15 protein-coding genes are annotated in these 16,545 nt (G+C 75.3%); 10 read left to right on the top strand and 5 right to left on the bottom strand.

All coding sequences use genetic code 11. From position 1 onward, the window contains the following. Nucleotides 1-51: 51 nt before the first annotated feature. Nucleotides 52-1,758, top strand: a complete 1,707-nt coding sequence (locus H6H00_RS24975; protein WP_185718118.1) for a sensor histidine kinase — start codon at nt 52-54, stop codon at nt 1,756-1,758. 3 nt (nt 1,759-1,761) lie between these two features. Here H6H00_RS24975 and H6H00_RS24970 read toward each other — a convergent pair whose 3' ends face one another. Further along, nucleotides 1,762-2,409 (bottom strand): response regulator, encoded by a 648-nt coding sequence (locus H6H00_RS24970; protein ID WP_185718117.1) that lies wholly within the window; start codon nt 2,407-2,409, stop codon nt 1,762-1,764. Nucleotides 2,410-2,511: 102 nt separating this feature from the next. After that, complete coding sequence (locus H6H00_RS24965) at nt 2,512-3,510, bottom strand: Acg family FMN-binding oxidoreductase (protein WP_185718116.1); 999 nt, start codon at nt 3,508-3,510, stop codon at nt 2,512-2,514. A gap of 163 nt (nt 3,511-3,673) precedes the next feature. On the opposite strand from H6H00_RS24965, the gene H6H00_RS24960 reads away from it, so the two are divergent. Next, nucleotides 3,674-3,874 carry a hypothetical protein gene (locus tag H6H00_RS24960; protein WP_185718115.1) on the top strand — a complete coding sequence of 67 codons (201 nt, stop codon included), beginning with the start codon at nt 3,674-3,676 and terminating at the stop codon, nt 3,872-3,874. Nucleotides 3,875-3,901: 27 nt separating this feature from the next. Here H6H00_RS24960 and H6H00_RS24955 read toward each other — a convergent pair whose 3' ends face one another. Next, complete coding sequence (locus H6H00_RS24955) at nt 3,902-4,855, bottom strand: DUF808 domain-containing protein (protein ID WP_185718114.1); 954 nt, start codon at nt 4,853-4,855, stop codon at nt 3,902-3,904. A gap of 200 nt (nt 4,856-5,055) precedes the next feature. On the opposite strand from H6H00_RS24955, the gene uraD (H6H00_RS24950) reads away from it, so the two are divergent. From uraD (H6H00_RS24950) to pucL, 4 genes are read left to right on the top strand one after another with little or no spacing between them, the layout of a single operon-like run. After that, nucleotides 5,056-6,981, top strand: coding sequence for a 2-oxo-4-hydroxy-4-carboxy-5-ureidoimidazoline decarboxylase (uraD, locus tag H6H00_RS24950; RefSeq protein ID WP_255425361.1), 1,926 nt, complete (start codon nt 5,056-5,058; stop codon nt 6,979-6,981). Further along, nucleotides 6,978-7,430, top strand: a complete 453-nt coding sequence (gene uraD, locus H6H00_RS24945; protein WP_185718113.1) for a 2-oxo-4-hydroxy-4-carboxy-5-ureidoimidazoline decarboxylase — start codon at nt 6,978-6,980, stop codon at nt 7,428-7,430. The genes uraD (H6H00_RS24950) and uraD (H6H00_RS24945) overlap by 4 nt, the downstream gene beginning before the upstream one ends. After that, a complete protein-coding gene (gene uraH / locus H6H00_RS24940) occupies nt 7,427-7,738 on the top strand; it encodes a hydroxyisourate hydrolase (RefSeq protein ID WP_185718112.1) in 312 nt (103 codons plus the stop codon). The genes uraD (H6H00_RS24945) and uraH overlap by 4 nt, the downstream gene beginning before the upstream one ends. Before the next feature lie 4 nt (nt 7,739-7,742). Continuing rightward, nucleotides 7,743-8,603, top strand: coding sequence for a factor-independent urate hydroxylase (pucL, locus tag H6H00_RS24935; protein ID WP_185718111.1), 861 nt, complete (start codon nt 7,743-7,745; stop codon nt 8,601-8,603). Nucleotides 8,604-8,622: 19 nt separating this feature from the next. Here the strand turns inward: pucL and H6H00_RS24930 are convergent, their stop codons facing one another. After that, nucleotides 8,623-9,888, bottom strand: coding sequence for an MFS transporter (locus tag H6H00_RS24930; protein WP_185718110.1), 1,266 nt, complete (start codon nt 9,886-9,888; stop codon nt 8,623-8,625). Nucleotides 9,889-9,929: 41 nt separating this feature from the next. Continuing rightward, nucleotides 9,930-11,456 carry a PucR family transcriptional regulator gene (locus H6H00_RS24925; protein ID WP_185718109.1) on the bottom strand — a complete coding sequence of 509 codons (1,527 nt, stop codon included), beginning with the start codon at nt 11,454-11,456 and terminating at the stop codon, nt 9,930-9,932. Nucleotides 11,457-11,549: 93 nt separating this feature from the next. Between H6H00_RS24925 and H6H00_RS24920 the strand changes: the two genes are divergently transcribed. The 4 genes from H6H00_RS24920 to pucD are packed head-to-tail and all read left to right on the top strand — an operon-like array spanning nt 11,550 to nt 16,532. Next, nucleotides 11,550-12,419, top strand: coding sequence for an FAD binding domain-containing protein (locus tag H6H00_RS24920; RefSeq protein ID WP_185718108.1), 870 nt, complete (start codon nt 11,550-11,552; stop codon nt 12,417-12,419). After that, nucleotides 12,416-12,871, top strand: coding sequence for a (2Fe-2S)-binding protein (locus tag H6H00_RS24915; RefSeq protein WP_185718107.1), 456 nt, complete (start codon nt 12,416-12,418; stop codon nt 12,869-12,871). Before H6H00_RS24920 ends, H6H00_RS24915 begins: the two co-directional genes overlap by 4 nt. A gap of 14 nt (nt 12,872-12,885) precedes the next feature. Next, on the top strand, nt 12,886-14,277 hold the full coding sequence (locus tag H6H00_RS24910; RefSeq protein WP_185718106.1) for an 8-oxoguanine deaminase: 1,392 nt from the start codon (nt 12,886-12,888) through the stop codon (nt 14,275-14,277). Next, nucleotides 14,274-16,532 carry a xanthine dehydrogenase subunit D gene (gene pucD, locus H6H00_RS24905; protein WP_185718105.1) on the top strand — a complete coding sequence of 753 codons (2,259 nt, stop codon included), beginning with the start codon at nt 14,274-14,276 and terminating at the stop codon, nt 16,530-16,532. Before H6H00_RS24910 ends, pucD begins: the two co-directional genes overlap by 4 nt. Nucleotides 16,533-16,545: the final 13 nt, after the last annotated feature.

Genomic DNA, 16,545 nt, shown 5'->3' with positions numbered 1-16,545 from the left:
CGGGCGACGACCGGGAGGCAGCGACCGGGGGGCACCGACCGGAAGGCCCAGATGGCGGACCAGGAGCAGGCCGAGCACCTCCCTCCGACGACGTCGCACCTGCTGTCCGGGCTGCGCCTGGACGAGCTGCTGCGGGAGGTCCAGGACCGGCTCGCGGAGATGGCCTCCACCCGGGACCGGATGCAGGGGCTGCTCGACGCGGTGGTGGCGGTCGGTGAGGGGCTGGAGCTCGACGCGACCCTGCGCCGGATCGTGCAGTCCGCGGTCGACCTGGTGGACGCCCGCTACGGGGCCCTGGGCGTGCTCGGTGCCGGCGGGGGACTGTCGCGGTTCCTGCACGTGGGGCTGGACGAGCAGACGCGCGCGTCGATGGGGCCGCTGCCGGAGGGCAGGGGCCTGCTCGGGCAGCTCATCGCGGACCCGCGGCCCCTGCGGCTGGCCGACCTCGGCCGGCACGAGGCGTCGGTCGGCTTCCCGCCGAACCATCCGCCGATGCGCTCGTTCCTGGGCGTACCGGTCCGGGTGCGCGACGCGGTGTACGGCAACCTCTACCTCACCGAGAAGATCGGCGGGGGCGAGTTCACCGCCGCGGACGAGGCGGTGGTGCGGGCGCTCGCCGCCGCCGCGGGCATCGCCGTGCAGAACGCCGACCTGTTCGAGCAGACCCGGCTGCGCCAGCACTGGCTGGAGGCGTCGGCGGAGATCCGCAGCGAGCTGCTGTCCGGGGCGACGGAGCAGGACGCGCTGCGGCTGATCGCCCGGCGGACGCTCGAGCTCACCGGCTCCGACGCCGTCCTGATCGTGCTCGGCCCGGACCCGGACGGCGGTGACCTCGTGGTCCGCGGCCAGTGCGGCGGCGACCTCGCCGACCTGCTCGGACGCCGCATCGGGGTCGACGACCCGCTCCTGCACGAGGTGCTCGAGAGCCGGGCACCGGTGCTCGCCCCGTCCGCGGGCCCGCTGCTGGACGGGATGGCGGGCCACGGCCCGACGATGGCCGTGCCGCTGCGGTCCCAGGAGGCGGTCACCGGGGTGCTGGTCGCGCTGCGCCGCCACGGCGGGCCCGGGTTCCTGCCCGGGGAGGTGCCGCTGCTCACCTCGTTCGCCGAGCAGGCCGTGCTGGCGATGGAGCTGGGGGACCGGAACCGCGCGCTGCGCCAGCTCGACGTCTTCGCCGACCGGGACCGGATCGCCCGCGACCTGCACGACCACGTCATCCAGCGGCTGTTCGCCACCGGCATGCAGGTGCAGGGGACGCTGCGGCGCACGGCGGATCCGGATCTGCGCGACCGGCTGGCGCACGTCGTGGACGAGCTGGACACGACGGTCCGGGAGATCCGCACCGCCATCTTCGACCTGCACACCGCAGGGGACGGCCCGGCCGCCGGCGTCGCCAGGCGGCTCCTCGACACCGCGGCCGAGGCGGCGGCCGGGTCCGGGATCACTCCGTCGCTGCGCATCTCCGGCCCGATCGACGCGCTGGTCCCCGCCGACCTGGGGGCGCACGCCGAGGCCGTCGTGCGGGAGGCGGTGAGCAACGTGGTCCGGCACGCCGCGGCGTCGGCGGTGACGGTCACCGTCGAGGCGGGGGAGGACCTGCGCATCGACGTCGTGGACGACGGCGTGGGGATCGACCCCACCGCCGCCCGCAGCGGGCTGCGCAACCTGGAGCAGCGGGCCCGCGACCGCGGCGGCGAGTGCACCGTGGCCCCGGCCGCCGGCGGGGGCACGCGGCTGAGCTGGCGGGTGCCCCTGTGAGGGTCAGCGCTGCGTGCGGCGCAGGTCGGCCGCGTACACGGCCGCCTCGGTGCGCCGGGCGAAGCCGAGCTTGTGCAGCAGCGAGGACACGTAGTTCTTGACGGTCTTCTCCGCCAGGTACATCTCCGCGCCGATCTGGCGGTTGGTGAGGCCCTCGGAGATGAGCTGCAGGATCCGGCGCTCCTGCGGGCTGAGCGACTCGTAGCGCGGGTCGGTCGGGGCGTCCCCGGCGCGCAGCCGCTCCAGGACGGTGGCGGTGGCCCGCGGGTCCAGCAGCGACCCGCCCGCCGCGACCGTGCGCACCGCCCCGACCAGGTCGATGCCGGCGACCTGCTTGAGCAGGTAGCCGGCCGCACCGGCCATGATCGCGCCGAACAGCGCCTCGTCGTCGGAGTAGGAGGTGAGCATCAGGCAGGCGGGTGGCGGGACGACGGCGGAGCGCACCTCCCGGCAGACGGAGACGCCCTCCCCGTCGGGGAGCCGCACGTCGAGGATGGCGACGTCCGGGCGCAGCGCCGGGATGCGGGCCAGCGCCTGCGCGGCGGTACCGGCCTCGCCGACGACGGCGATGTCGTCCTCGGTCTCCAGCAGCTGCGCGATGCCGCGTCGGACGATCTCGTGGTCGTCGAGCAGGAACACGGAGATGGGCACGGTCGTCTGCTCCTCGTCGTCGGTGCGGCCGACGGTACCGGGGCGCCGGTGCGACAGGGCCCGCCGATGGGCCCGATCCGGTAGGGCTGAACGGCCCGCCGGTCAGGTCCGGAGCAGGACGGACTCGAGCGCGCGGCGCGGGGTCGCCTCGAGCGGCCGCGCCGCGGGTCCCGGGTACCCGGCCCGGATGACCAGCTGGGGGTGGTCGGGGGAGCGCAGGACCTGGGCCGCCAGGCGCTCCCGCACGGCCGCGACCTCCTGGGACTGGCTCAGCGGGGTGGTCGCGAGCCCGAGGCTCGTCGCGGTGAGCAGGACGGCGCTGGTGGCCTCGCCGGCCAGCAGGTGGTCGAGCACCCCGTCGCCGGTGGTGGTGAGGACGAGCAGGACGGAGGCGTCGTCCGCGGCCCGCGGCGCGCGGGTGTCGGTGAGCTGCCCGCGGGGGAAGCTCCGCAGGTCGGGATCGGTGCCCCGGACCGTCCGTGCCGAGGCCGGGACGCCGTCACGGGCCGCGGTCCACCGGTGGCTCCAGATCGTCAGCTCGGCGGCGTAGCCGGGTGCGAACCGCTGGCGCGCCCCGGCGTCGGCCAGCGCCTCGTCGAGCCGGAGCCGGGCACCGGGCTCGGTGACGGGCACCAGCAGCGCGCCGCAGGCGGTCGCGGCGGCGACGAGCCGGTCGAGGGCCCACCGCGGCACCTGCTCGGGCCCGAACGGGCGCCGGTCGGTCCGCCGCTCCTCGATCGCGCGGCTCAGCGCGGCCGCGGCCGGGGCAGGCGATCGACCGCGTCCGGGGCCCGGGGCGTGCGCCGACACCGTCGCGAGGTGCCAGCGGTCGCCCGGGGCGGGCAGCCGCCGCGTCCGGGCCGACCAGCCCGCCGCGGCGAGCGCGACCCCGAGGTGGTGCAGCGCGGCGCCGCAGCTCAGGACGAGGTCGCGCCGGTCGGGGTCGGTGGCGACGAGGTGGCGCACCGGGTCGCCGTGCAGCTCGACGCGGCCGTCGTCGAGCCGCCACCGCCAGGGCTGGGTGTTGTGGACCGACGGCGCCCGCAGGGCGCGCTCCACCGCCGCCACCAGCACCCCGAGGGGCGCGCGATCCTCCGTCATGGGCCCAGCCTGTGCCGGGGCGGCCGGGCGCGCCACGGCCGGTGGGAGGGCCCCCGCGGGCCGCCCGGCGCCCGGATCCGGGACCTTCGACCGTGCCCGGGGGGCGGCGCGGGGACGAGAGTGGGTCCGACCGAGTTCCTCCGAACACCGAGGTGAGCATCCGATGGACACGTCACGCAGCAGCACCGCCCTCGCCGAGCGGACCGTGCTGGACCGTCTGATCCAGTCCGGGATCGCGCCGGACCGGGCGATCGAGCACATCATGGGCGGCTGGGTCCTCGTCGACGGCGAGCAGGTCCGGGACCCGCAGGCCTCGGCCGAGCCGCCCGCGAAGGTGGAGCTCCGGTCCATCCCGCGCCGCTGAACCGGCCGCCGCGCACGGCGGCGGGGGTCAGGCGTGCGCGGCGCCGGCGGTCCGCTTCGGGAGCAGGTGCAGGACCGCCACGATGACGGCCCCCACGACGGCTCCGAGGATCGCCGAGAAGACGGTGTTGGTGAGCCAGCCGAGGAACCCGCCGAGCGCGCCCGTGGCGTCGTGCACGAGCACCTCCACGTGGTGCACGGCGTCGTAGAGCGGGTGGAAACCGAGCTCGTCGATCCCCACCAGCAGGATGTGCCCGCCGACCCACAGCATCGCCGCGATCCCCACGGTGGACAGCACCGAGAGCACGATCGGCATCGCGCGGACCAGGCCGCGGCCCAGCCCGGCCACCGGCGCGGAGTCGCGCTTCGCGAGCACCAGGCCCACGTCGTCCATCTTGACGATCAGCGCGACCACGCCGTAGACGAGGATCGTGATGGCCACGGCCACCACCAGCAGGATCGCGGCGCGGGACCAGATGCCCTCCGACGCGACCTCGTTGAGCGCGATGACCATGATCTCCGCGGACAGGATGAAGTCGGTCCGGACCGCGCCCGAGACGACCGTCTTCTCGTGGGCGGCGGGATCGGTCTCCTTCGACTCCTGCGTCTCCTCCGGCGAGGGGTGGTGCCCGGAGAGCAGCTCCCAGATCTTCTCCGCGCCCTCGTAGCAGAGGTACGCCCCGCCCAGCATGAGGATCGGGGTGAGCAGCCACGGGGCGAACTGGCTCAGCAGCAGCGCCGCCGGGAGGATGAACAGCAGCTTGTTGCGCAGCGAGCCCTTCGCGATCCGCCCGATGATCGACAGCTCGCGCTTGGGCTCCAGCCCCTGCACGTACCGCGGGGTCACCGCCGCGTCGTCGACGACGACCCCGGCCGCCTTGACGCCCGCGCGGCCGGCCGCACCCGCGATGTCGTCGAGCGACGCCGCGGTGAGCCGCACGAGGGCGGCGACGTCGTCGAGGAGAGCGAAGAGCCCGCTCATCGGGTCGGTGTCCGCTGGGCCGATGCCGTGGTCCGCACGCCGGGGAGCGTACCCGTCGGCCCGGCCCGCGGCGGCTGGTGGATCGCACAACGGGCGGCGCGGCCGGCCCGGCGCTGTTCGTCGGTTCTGTGGGTGTCCCGGCCCGGTGCCCGGCGGTCATCGTGAGGCGGATCTCATCCAGCCCCCTGCGAGGTGTCCCCGTGCGCGGAACGAAACCCCCCTCCCGGCCCGCCCGCCGGGTCCACCCGGTCGACGAGGTGCTGCCCGCGGGCAAGCTCGCCGTCTACGGCTTCCAGCACGTGCTCGCGTTCTACGCCGGCGCGGTGATCGTCCCCATCCTGCTGGCCGGGGCGATCGGGCTGGACGAGCGCCAGCTGATCCACCTGATCAACGCCGACCTGTTCACCTGCGGCATCGCCTCGATCGTCCAGAGCGTCGGGTTCTGGAAGGTCGGGGTGCGGCTGCCGCTGCTGCAGGGCGTGACGTTCACGGCGGTCTCCCCGATGATCGCCATCGGCCTGGCGGCAGGCGGGGGCACCGACGGGCTGCTCGTCATCTACGGGGCGGTGATCGTCGCCGGGCTCGCGACGTTCCTCATCGCCCCGTTCTTCTCCAGGCTGATCCGGTTCTTCCCGCCCGTCGTCACCGGGTCGGTCATCCTCATCATCGGCCTGGCGCTGCTCCCGGTGGCCGCGCTCGACGCCGTCGGCGGCGGCTCGGACCCGCAGCCGGGGAACCTGCGCAACCTCGCGTACGCCCTGGGCACGCTGCTCGTCATCGTCGCCATCCAGCGGATCTTCCGCGGGTTCATGGCGACGGTCGCGGTGCTCGTCGGCCTGGTGCTGGGCACCCTCGTGGCGTGGGGCCTGGGCGACGCCACCTTCGACGCCGTGGGCGACTCGTCCTGGATCGGGGTGACCACCCCGTTCTACTTCGGGTGGCCCCAGTTCAGCGCCGCCGCGATCGTGTCGATGATCGTCGTCATGCTGATCACGGCCGTCGAGACCACCGGTGACGTCTTCGCGACCGGCGAGATCGTCGACAAGCGCGTCGGCAAGGACGACGTGGCCCGCGCGCTGCGCGCCGACGGTCTCGCGACCACCATCGGCGGCGTGTTCAACTCCTTCCCGTACACGTGCTTCGCCGAGAACGTCGGGCTCGTCCGGCTGACGCGGGTGAAGAGCCGCTACGTCGTCGCCGCGGCCGGCGTGATCATGATCCTGATCGGGCTGGTGCCCAAGGCGGGCGCGGTCGTCGCGGGCATCCCGCACCCCGTACTGGGCGGCGCCGCGCTGGCGATGTTCGCGACGGTCGCGGTGGTCGGCATCCAGACCCTGTCGCGGGTCGACTTCCACGACCACCGCAACGTCGTCATCGTCGGGTCGAGCGTGGGGCTGGCGATGTTCGTGACCGCGCAGCCCGACGTCGCGACCGCCGTGCCGCCGTGGGCGCAGATCGTCTTCGGTTCCGGCATCACGCTGGGCAGCATCGCCGCGATCGTGCTCAACGTCGTGTTCCACCACATCGGCGGCCGGGGCCCGGCCGTGGCGGGCACCCCCGGGGCGAGCGTGCGGCTCGCCGACGTCAACCGGATGGGGCGGGCGGAGTTCGTCGCCGTGTTCGGCCGGCTGTTCCAGGGGTCGGGCGACGTCGTCGCGAGCGCCTACGACCGCAGGCCCTTCGCCGACACCGGCGCGCTGCGCACCGCGTTCCAGGAGGCGCTGTTCTCCGCCCCGCGCGAGGAGCAGCGGGAGTTGATGGCGCACTACCCCGACCTCGGCGGCGACCGCGTCGCCGACGGCGAGGAGGGCGAGGACTCCGCGCGCGACCAGTCGACGGCGGGCCTGACCCGGCTCACCGAGGCCGACCGCGAGGAGTTCGCCGCGCTCGCCGCGGCCTACCGGGAGCGCTTCGGGATCCCGCTGATCGTCTGCGTCCGCGACGCCTCCACCCGCGAGCACATCCTGCGCGACGGCTGGCGGCGGCTGGAGAACTCGCCGGCCCAGGAGCACGCGGCGGCGCTGATCGAGATCGCGAAGGTGGCGGGCCACCGGTTCGCCGACCTCGTCGCCGACGCGAACCCGATCGCCAGCGCGCGGGCCCGCGCGTTCCGGGGGGACCGGTGAACCCGTCCGAGGCCGAGCTGCTGGAGGTCTGCGCCGCGCCCGGCTGGGCGGCCCGGGTCGCCGCGGGCGGGCCCTACGCCGCGCTCGACGACCTGCTCCGCGCCGCCGACGCCGCCCTGACCGACGCCGACCTCGACCCCGCCATGGCCGGGCACCCCCGCATCGGCGACCGCGCGGCGGGCGGCCGGTCGCGGCACGAGCAGAGCGCGGTGTCCGCGGCCGCCGCCGACGTGCTCGACGCGCTGGCGGCGGGCAACCGCGCCTACGAGGAGCGGTTCGGGCACGTCTACCTGGTGTGCGCATCGGGCCGCAGCGCCGAGGACCTGCTGGCCGCCCTGCACGCCCGGCTGGGGAACGACGCCGCCACCGAGCGGGCCGTCGCGCTCGCCGAGCTGGCCGCGATCAACCGGATCCGGCTGACCCGGCTCGTCACGGGGGAGGCGGCGTGAGCCTGTCGACCCACGTCCTCGACGCCGTCTCGGGCCGGCCCGCGGCCGGGATGGCCGTGCGGCTGACCCGGGGGAGCGCGGTGCTGGCCGACGCGGTGACCGACGCCGACGGCCGCGCCCGCCTCCCCGACCCCGCCGCGGGCACCCACGCCCTCGTCTTCGACACCGGTGGATACTTCGCCGCCACCGGGCAGCACGGGTTCTACCCCGAGGTGACCGTGGCGTTCACCGTCACCGAACCCGGCCGGCACCACCACGTGCCGCTGCTGCTGTCCCCGTTCGCCTACTCCACCTACCGCGGGAGCTGACACCGTGTCCGACCACTCCGGGTCCATCGTCCTGGGAGCCAACCAGTACGGGAAGGCGGAGAACCGGCTCGTCCGGATCCACCGCGAGACCGACCGCCACGAGCTGCGCGACGTCACCGTGTCCACCGCGCTGCGCGGGGACTTCACCGCCGCCCACCTCGCCGGCGACCAGTCCGACGTGCTGCCGACCGACACGCAGAAGAACACCTGCTACGCGTTCGCGAAGTCGCACGGGCTGGGGGAGATCGAGGACTACGCCCTCGCGCTGGCCCGGCACTTCGTCGACGACGTGGCCCCGGTGCGGGGCGCGCGGATCGCGGTCGAGGAGTACGGGTGGGAGCGGGTGCCGGTCGACGGGGCCGGCCACGACCACACCTGGGTCCGGCGGGGGTCGGAGGTCCGGACCACCGTCGTGACGGTCGACGGCGACGGGGCCGAGGTGGTGTCGGGGCTGCGCGACCTGGTGCTGCTCAAGTCGACCGGCTCGGAGTTCGCCGGGTTCCTCGTCGACGAGTACACGACGCTGGCACCCACGCACGACCGGATCATGTCGACGTCGCTGGTGGCGACGTGGACCTACACCGGCACCGACGTCGACTGGGACGGGACCTGGGCGGACGTCCGGCGGATCCTGCTGGAGCGCTTCGCTACGGTGCACTCGCTGGCGCTGCAGCAGACGCTGTGGGAGATGGGCCGGGGGGTGCTGGAGGCGCACCCGTCGATCGCGTCGATCAGCCTGTCCGCGCCCAACCGGCACCACTTCGTCGTCGACCTCGCCCCGTTCGGCCTGGAGAACCGCAACGAGGTGTTCTACGCGGCCGACCGCCCCTACGGCCTGATCGAGGCGACGGTGACGCGGGGGTGACCCGCGCCCGGCCGGGGCCTCACCGCACCCCGCGGATCCGCGTCACGGCCGCCGCCCCGGCGAGGGCCAGCAGCCCGCTGCCGACGTAGAGCGCCGGGTAGCCGCCGGGGCCGGTCACCAGCAGCGCGGCGAACAGCGGCGTCAGCACACCGGCCAGCGTCGAGGTGACGGTGACGATGCCGAGGTCCTTGGCCCGGTCGGCCGCGGCCGGCAGCACCTCGGTGACCAGCGCCAGGTCGACCGAGGTGTAGACGCCGAACGAGACGCCGAGCAGGCACGCGCCGACCACCGCCGCCGTCCAGGTCTGGAAGCCGAGGGCGAACAGCGCGGCGGCGATGCCGGTGCCGGACCACACGACGAAGACCCGGCGCCGCCCCGTCCGGTCCGACAGGCGCCCCCCGAGCACCGCGGTCGCGACGACGAGGGCGGCGTAGATCGTGGTGAGGACCAGGACGCCCCCGGCCGGGTCCGGGTAGCCGACGCCGTCCTGCAGGTAGAACAGCAGGTAGACCGCGCCGGCCCCGTTGCCGAAGTTGATCAGCAGCCGGGACAGCCAGGCCCAGGCGAAGTCCGGGTGGCGCCGCGGGCTGATCCAGTAGCCGCGCAGGATCACCCGCAGCCCGCCCGCCGGGCGCCACTGCACCGGCAGCCGGGCGTCGCCGCTGCGCGCCATGTGGGGGACGGTGCACAGCAGCATCACCGCCGCGCACGCCAGGTAGGCCAGCGTCGGCCGGCCGGTCCCGAACGCGGCGGCCAGCCCGGTGCCCGCCAGGATCCCGACCGTGGTGGCCATCGCGACGACCCCGCCGACGGTGGCGCGCTGGACGGCCGGGACCTGGTCGGGCAGGAACGCGGTCAGCGCGCCGAGCATGGTGTTCAGCCCGATCTGGACGACGCACCACCCCGCCACGTAGAGCGCGACGGTGGACGCGACCGACAGCAGCACGAAACCGGCGGCGGCCAGCAGGCTCCCCCCGACGATCCACGGCACCCGGCGACCCCACCGCGAGGTCGTCCGGTCCGACAGCGCCCCGACCAGCGGGTTCGCCACCAGCGAGCACAGGCCGCCGACGGCGGTGGCGACCCCGAACACGAGCTCCTTGCCCTCCGGCGCGAGCGCGGCGGCGTGCAGCCCGAGCAGCACCTGCAGCGGGGCGTACCAGGCGATCCACATCCCGACGAGGTTGAGCGAGAGCCGGGCGACCCATCCGGGGGACACCGGCCGGTCCGGCTCCCGGAGCGCGGCGGGCAGGGCGGTGGCGGGCACGCGGCCGGCGGTGCTCATCCCCGGTCCTCCCGTCGCGTCGGTGTTCCCAGTGTCCACCGTCAGCGGGAGCGCAGGGCCAGGAACACGTCGACGCGGTCGGCGAACACGCCGAGGTCGCGGCCGGTGAGCTCCTCGACGCGCCCGATGCGGTAGCGCACCGTGTTGACGTGCAGGTGCAGCCGCTCGGCCGCCCGGCTCCACGATCCGGAGCAGTCCAGGAAGGCCTCGAGCGTCTCCAGCAGGCCCGCGTCGTTGCGGGCGTCGTAGGCGAGCACCGGGTCGAGCACGCGGGTGGCGAACGCGCGGCGGACCTGGTCGGGCACGGTGGCCAGCAGCGCGACGTGCGAGGTGACGTCGGCTCCGGTCACGACGTGCAGCGCCCCCGGCCGGTGCTCGGCCTGGTCACGGGCGTGCCGGGCCTCCTGCAGGGCACCGGCCAGCGCCCCCGGCTCCGACGGCCGGCTCACCCCGACGGTCAGCCGCTCGGGGCCCAGCCCGGGCTCCAGCCGGGTCAGCGCGACGCGCAGGGCGTCGGCGTCACCGGGCAGCAGCGCGACGGCCAGCCCGTCGCGCACGCCGACGGCGGGCGCGCCGGAGGTCCCGTGGGAGGCGGCGTCGACGAGCATCGCGCGCGCGATCTCCAGGCGGTCGGGCCGGTCGACGAAGCCCGCCACCGCCACCGTCAGCGGGGCCGTGGGGTCCAGCCCGGCCTGGCGCAGCCGGGTGGCGGTCTCGGGGCGGTTCCCGGCGCCGTCGGCGATGAGGGCGACGGCGTCGTCGGCGATGTCGCGGGCGACCCGCAGGCCCTCGCCGCGCCGCGCGCGGTCCAGCGCGGCGATCGCGACCAGCTCGTCGACGGCCTCGGTGGCCTCGGCGTCCCAGGTCGGGAACGCGCCCTCGACGGCGACGAACCACGACGTCGAGCGCTGCTCGGACGCCGGCCCGACCGGGAACACCGAGTGCGCCCCGCCGCCGACGACGGCCGGCAGCCGCACGGCGGTGAGGAAGGTGGCGGCGATCCGGTCCAGCTCGGGATCGGACAGGGCCCGCGGGCCGGGCACGATCCCGCGCCCGGTCGCGCTCAGCACCCGGCACACCAGCCCCGTCGACGCCGACACCTGCGCCACCAGCTCGTCGAGGCCCATCCCGCCCGCGACGGCCGACAGCAGCCGGCGCTGGCGGCCGACCGTGTGCGCGAGCCGGTCGCCGCGCGCCGCCGACAGCGCGCCGACGACGAGCTCGGTGACCGCCGAGAACGAGGTCTCCTCGGGCACCTCGACCAGCGGGACGTCGTGGCGGCGGCAGGCGTCGACGAGGTCGTCGGGGATCGTGCCGAACACCGCGGTGCCCGCGGCGAGCGCGGCGGTGCCCGACGCGGCGAGGACCGCGACGAACCGCTCGCTGTCGGCCGGCCCGCGCCGCCACATCAGGCCGCTGATGACCAGCTCGCCGCCGGAGAGGTAGCGGGCGGGGTCGATCAGGTCCGTGGTGTAGATCCAGCGGACCGGCCGGTCGAGCGCGGCGTCGTCGCCGTGCAGCAGGCGCAGCCCCAGGGCGGGGTGCCCGACGAGCTCGCGCAGCAGCATTGGAGGAACGTACAACTCCGACGGCGTGCGCGGGCCGTCGATTCGTCACGGCGGCGACTTCTGCCGACGCCCGCGGCGGGCTGTACTCGTCGCATGGACTTCCTGGCGCCCACCACCTGGGCCGACGCGCTCGCGGCGAAGGCGGAGCATCCCGACGCGCTGCCCGTCGCGGGCGGCACCGACGTCATGGTCGAGATCAACTTCGACCACCGCAGGCCGCCCGCCCTGCTCGACCTCACCCGCGTGCCCGAGCTGCGCGAGTGGGCACCCGAGGGGGGTCGCATCCGGCTCGGCGCGGGCGTCACCTACGCCCGCGTCATCGACGAGCTGGGCGCGACGCTGCCCGGGCTGGCGATGGCGGCGCGGACGGTCGGCTCGCCGCAGATCCGCAACCGCGGCACCGTCGGCGGCAACCTCGGTGCGGCCTCGCCCGCGGGTGACAGCCATCCGGCGCTGCTCGCCGCCGACGCCGAGGTCGAGGTGGCGTCGGTGCGCGGCAGCCGGACGGTGCCGGTCGCCGAGTTCTTCACCGGCGTCAAGCGCAACGCGCTCGCCCCCGACGAGCTGATCGCCGCCGTGTGGATCACCCCGCCGGCCGGGCCGCAGCAGTTCAGCAAGATCGGCACCCGCAACGCGATGGTGATCGCGGTGTCGGCCTTCGGGCTGGCGCTGCACCCCGACCGCCGGGCCGTCGGCACCGGGATCGGCAGCGCCGCGCCCACCCCGCGCCGCGCCGTCGCGGCGGGGGAGTACCTGGCCGGGGAGCTGGAGGCCGCGGGGCTGTGGGAGTCGCGCGGCGAGCTGCCCGAGGGGCTCGCGGTCGAGTTCGGCCGCCGGGTGCGCGACGCCGCCGCCCCCATCGACGACGTCCGCGGCACCGCCGCCTACCGCCTGCACACCCTGTCCGTGATGGCGCGCCGCGCGGCCACGTGGGCCTGGACCGACTACCGGAGCGCCGCATGAGGATCGAGCTGACCGTCAACGGGACCGAGCACGCCGTCGACGACGTGTGGGAGGGCGAGAGCCTGCTGCACGCCCTGCGCGAGCGGATGGGGCTGCCCGGCTCCAAGAACGCGTGCGAGCAGGGGGAGTGCGGCTCGTGCACCGTCTACCTCGACGGCGTGCCGGTGTGCTCCTGCCTGGTCGCGGCCGGGCAGGCGCAGGGCCGCTCGGTCACCACCGTCGAGGGGCTGGCCGACGACGGCGAGCTGCACCCGGTGCAGCAGGCGTTCGTCGCGTGCGGCGCCGTGCAGTGCGGCTTCTGCACCCCCGGCCTGGTCGTCTCCACCCACGACCTGCTGGAGCGCAACCCCGCGCCGAGCGACCCGGAGATCCGCGAGGCGCTGGCCGGGAACCTCTGCCGCTGCACCGGCTACGAGAAGATCCTGGACGCCGTGCGTCAGGCGGCGCAGTGAGCACCGACGGCGCAGTGAGCACCGACGGCCCGACCACGATCATCGAGGGTGCGCACGTCGTCACCGTCACCGGCGAGGAGTTCCCCGGCGGGCACGTCGTCGTCGAGGGCAACCGGATCACCGCCGTCGGCCCCGGCCCCGCGCCGGAGGCCCTCGTGCGCGGAGAGGCGGGCCAGGGCGAGCGTTTCCGCGCACGGGTGGTGGACGGCCGCGGCTGCCTGCTCACCCCCGGTCTCGTCAACACCCACAACCACCTCTACCAGTGGGTCACCCGCGGGCTGGCCGTCGACCACACGCTCTTCGAGTGGCTGACCACGCTCTACCCGGTGTGGGCCGGCATCGACGAGCACGCCGTGCACACCGGCGCGAGCGGAGCGCTGGCGCAGCTCGCGCTCACCGGCTGCACCACCAGCAGCGACCACCACTACGTGTTCCCCCGTGAGGGCGGCGACGTCCTCGGGGCCGAGATCCGCGCGGCCGCCGAGGTGGGGCTGCGGTTCCACACGACGCGCGGCTCGATGGACCTGGGCCGCCGCGACGGCGGCCTGCCGCCCGACCACGTCGTCGAGTCGCGCGACGCGATCCTCGCCGCGTCCCGGGAGGCCGTGGACCGCTGGCACGACCCGTCGCCGGGCTCGATGCTGCGGGTGGCCCTGGCCCCCTGCTCGCCGTTCTCGGTGACCGGGGACCTCATGCGCGAGTCCGCGGTGCTGGCCAGGGAGCTCGGCGTCCGGCTGCACACCCACCTCGCCGAGACCCTCGACGAGGAGGACTTCTGCCGGGAGCGCTTCGGCTGCTCGCCGCTGGAGTACGTCGAGTCGCTGGGCTGGACCGGCGACGACGTCTGGTTCGCCCACGCGATCCACCTCGACGACTCCGCGGTGAAGAAGATCGGCGACTCGTCCACCGGCGTGGCGCACTGCCCGTCGTCCAACGCGCGCCTCGGGGCCGGCATCGCCCGCACCCGCGACCTGCGCGACGCCGGCGCCCGCGTCGGGCTCGGCGTCGACGGCGCGGCCAGCAACGAGGCCGGCAGCCTGCTGGAGGAGCTGCGGCATGCGCTGCTGTTCGCCCGCGCCGTCGGCGGGCCCACCGCGCTCACCGTCCGCGACGCACTGGAGCTGGGCACCCTCGGCGGGGCCGCCGTCCTCGGCCGCGCCGACGAGATCGGCTCGATCGAGGTCGGCAAGCTCGCCGACCTCGCCCTGTGGCGCATCGACGGGCTCGCGCACGCCGACGTCGCCGACCCGGTGGCCGCGCTCGTCCTCGGCTCACCGCCGCCCCTGGAGCTGCTGCTCGTCGACGGCCGCCCGGTCGTCGAGCGCGACCGCGTCCTCACCGTCGACACCGACGCGCTCGCCCGCGAGTGCGCACGCGTCCACCGCACCCTGTTGGAGAAGGCATGACCAGCACGCAGACCGGCGTCGCCGGCCGGATCGGCGACTCGCCGGTCCGCCCCGACGCCGACCTCAAGGTCACCGGCCAGTTCGCCTACGCCTCGGACCTGTGGCACGACGACATGGTCTGGGGCGTCACGCTGCGCAGCCCGCACCCGCACGCCCGCATCCGCTCGATCGACACCGCGGCCGCACGGGCCGTGCCCGGCGTGTCCGCGGTGCTCACCGCCGACGACGTGCCCGGCGTCAACGCCGTGGGTCTGGAGCACCTCGACACCCCGGCCCTGGCGACCGGCGTCGTCCGCTACGAGGGCGAGCCGGTGGCGCTGGTCGCCGCCGACCACCCGGAGACCGCGCGGCGCGCGGCGAAGCGGATCGTCGTCGACTACGAGGTGCTGCCCGCCGTCACCGATCCCCGCCGCGCCCTCGACGACGACGCTCCGCAGGTGCACCCCGGCGGCAACCTGGTCCGGGCGATGCAGATCCGCCGCGGCGACCCCGCCCCCACCGCACCCGTCGTGGTGGCGCTGGACTTCGAGGTCGGCATGCAGGACCAGGCGTTCCTGGGCCCCGAGTCCGGGCTGGCCGTGCCCGACGGCGACGGCGGCGTCGACCTGTTCGTCGCCACGCAGTGGCTGCACGTCGACCAGTCCCAGATCTGCCGCGTGCTCGGGCTGCCGCCCGAGCAGGTGCGGCTCACCCTGGCCGGCGTCGGCGGGGCGTTCGGCGGGCGCGAGGACCTCTCGGTCCACGTCCACGCCTGCCTCCTCGCTCTGCGCACCGGGAAGCCGGTGAAGATGAGCTACGCCCGCGACGAGTCCTTCCACGGCCACGTCCACCGCCACCCGGCGTGGCTGCGCTACGAGTTCGGCGCGCAGCCGGACGGCACGCTGGTCTACGGCCGGGCCGACATCCTGTTCGACGGCGGTGCGTACGCCTCGTCGACCGGGGCGGTCGTCGGCAACGGCGGCACGCTGGGCATGGGCCCCTACAACTTCCCGAGCGTGCACGTCGACGCCCGCGGCGTGTACACGAACAACCCGCCGTGCGGGGCGATGCGCGGCTTCGGCTGCGTGCAGGCCGCGTTCGCCCACGAGGCCCTGATGGACGAGCTCGCGGACGCCGTGGGCGTCGACCGGGTCGAGATCCGCGCGCTCAACGGGATGCGCGAGGGCGACCACAACATCACCGGGCAGCTGATCGACTCCGCGGCGCCGGTGGCCGAGCTGGTCCGGATCGTCCGCGACATGCCGCTGCCCCCGGAGCGGGAGGCCGAGGCCGACCTGCGCGACCTCCCCGGCGGGGTCGCCAACACCACCCACGGCGAGGGCGTCGTGCGGGGGATCGGCTACGCGGTGACCTACAAGAACGTCGGGTTCTCCGAGGGCTTCGACGACTACTCGACCGCGCGCGTCCGCCTGGAGCTGACCGGCGGCGAGCCGGTGGTCACCGTGCACACCGCGGCGGCGGAGGTCGGGCAGGGCCTGATCACCGTGGAGCAGCAGATCTGCCGCACCGAGCTGGGCGTCGAGCGGGTCGTGGTGCACCCCAAGGACACCACGGTCGGGTCCGGCGGCTCCACGTCGGCGTCACGGCAGACCTACGTCACCGGCGGCGCGGTCAAGGCCGCCTGCGAGGCCGTGCGCGCGTCGGTGCTGGCCCGGGTCGACGTGCCCGGCTGCCGCCTGGACGGCGACAAGATCGTGTCGGCGCAGGGGGAGGTGGTCGCGTCGCTGGCCGAGGTGCTCGGCGACGACGCCGTCGAGGAGACCGTCGAGTGGCGGCACCGGCCGACCCGGGCGATCGACCCGGAGACCGGGCAGGGCGACGCGCACGTGCAGTACGCGTTCTCCGCGCACCGGGCCGTGGTCGACGTGGACGTCGAGCTGGGGCTGGTCAAGGTCGTGGCGCTGGACACCGCGCAGGACGTCGGCAAGGCGATCAACCCGGACGCCGTGATCGGCCAGATCCAGGGCGGCAGCGCCCAGGGGATGGGCCTGGCGCTGATGGAGGAGATCGTCGTGACCGACGGCCACGTGCGGAACCCGTCGTTCACCGACTACCTGATCCCCACGATCCTCGACATGCCCCCGATGCGGATCGCGGTGCTCGAGTACGCCGACCCGCACGCCCCCTACGGCGTGCGCGGGGTCGGCGAGCCGCCGACGATCAGCAGCGGGCCCGCGGTGGCGGCGGCGATCCGCGCGGCGACCGGCCGGCCCGTCCGGCGCGTCCCCGTGCGGCCCGAGCACCTCTGCGGCTGACGCCACCGCCCGT

The sequence above is a fragment of the Pseudonocardia petroleophila genome (genome assembly GCF_014235185.1).
Taxonomy (GTDB): domain Bacteria; phylum Actinomycetota; class Actinomycetes; order Mycobacteriales; family Pseudonocardiaceae; genus Pseudonocardia; species Pseudonocardia petroleophila.
The sequence above is the reverse complement of the archived record's forward strand: the minus strand, read 5'-3'. Positions and strand labels throughout refer to the sequence as shown.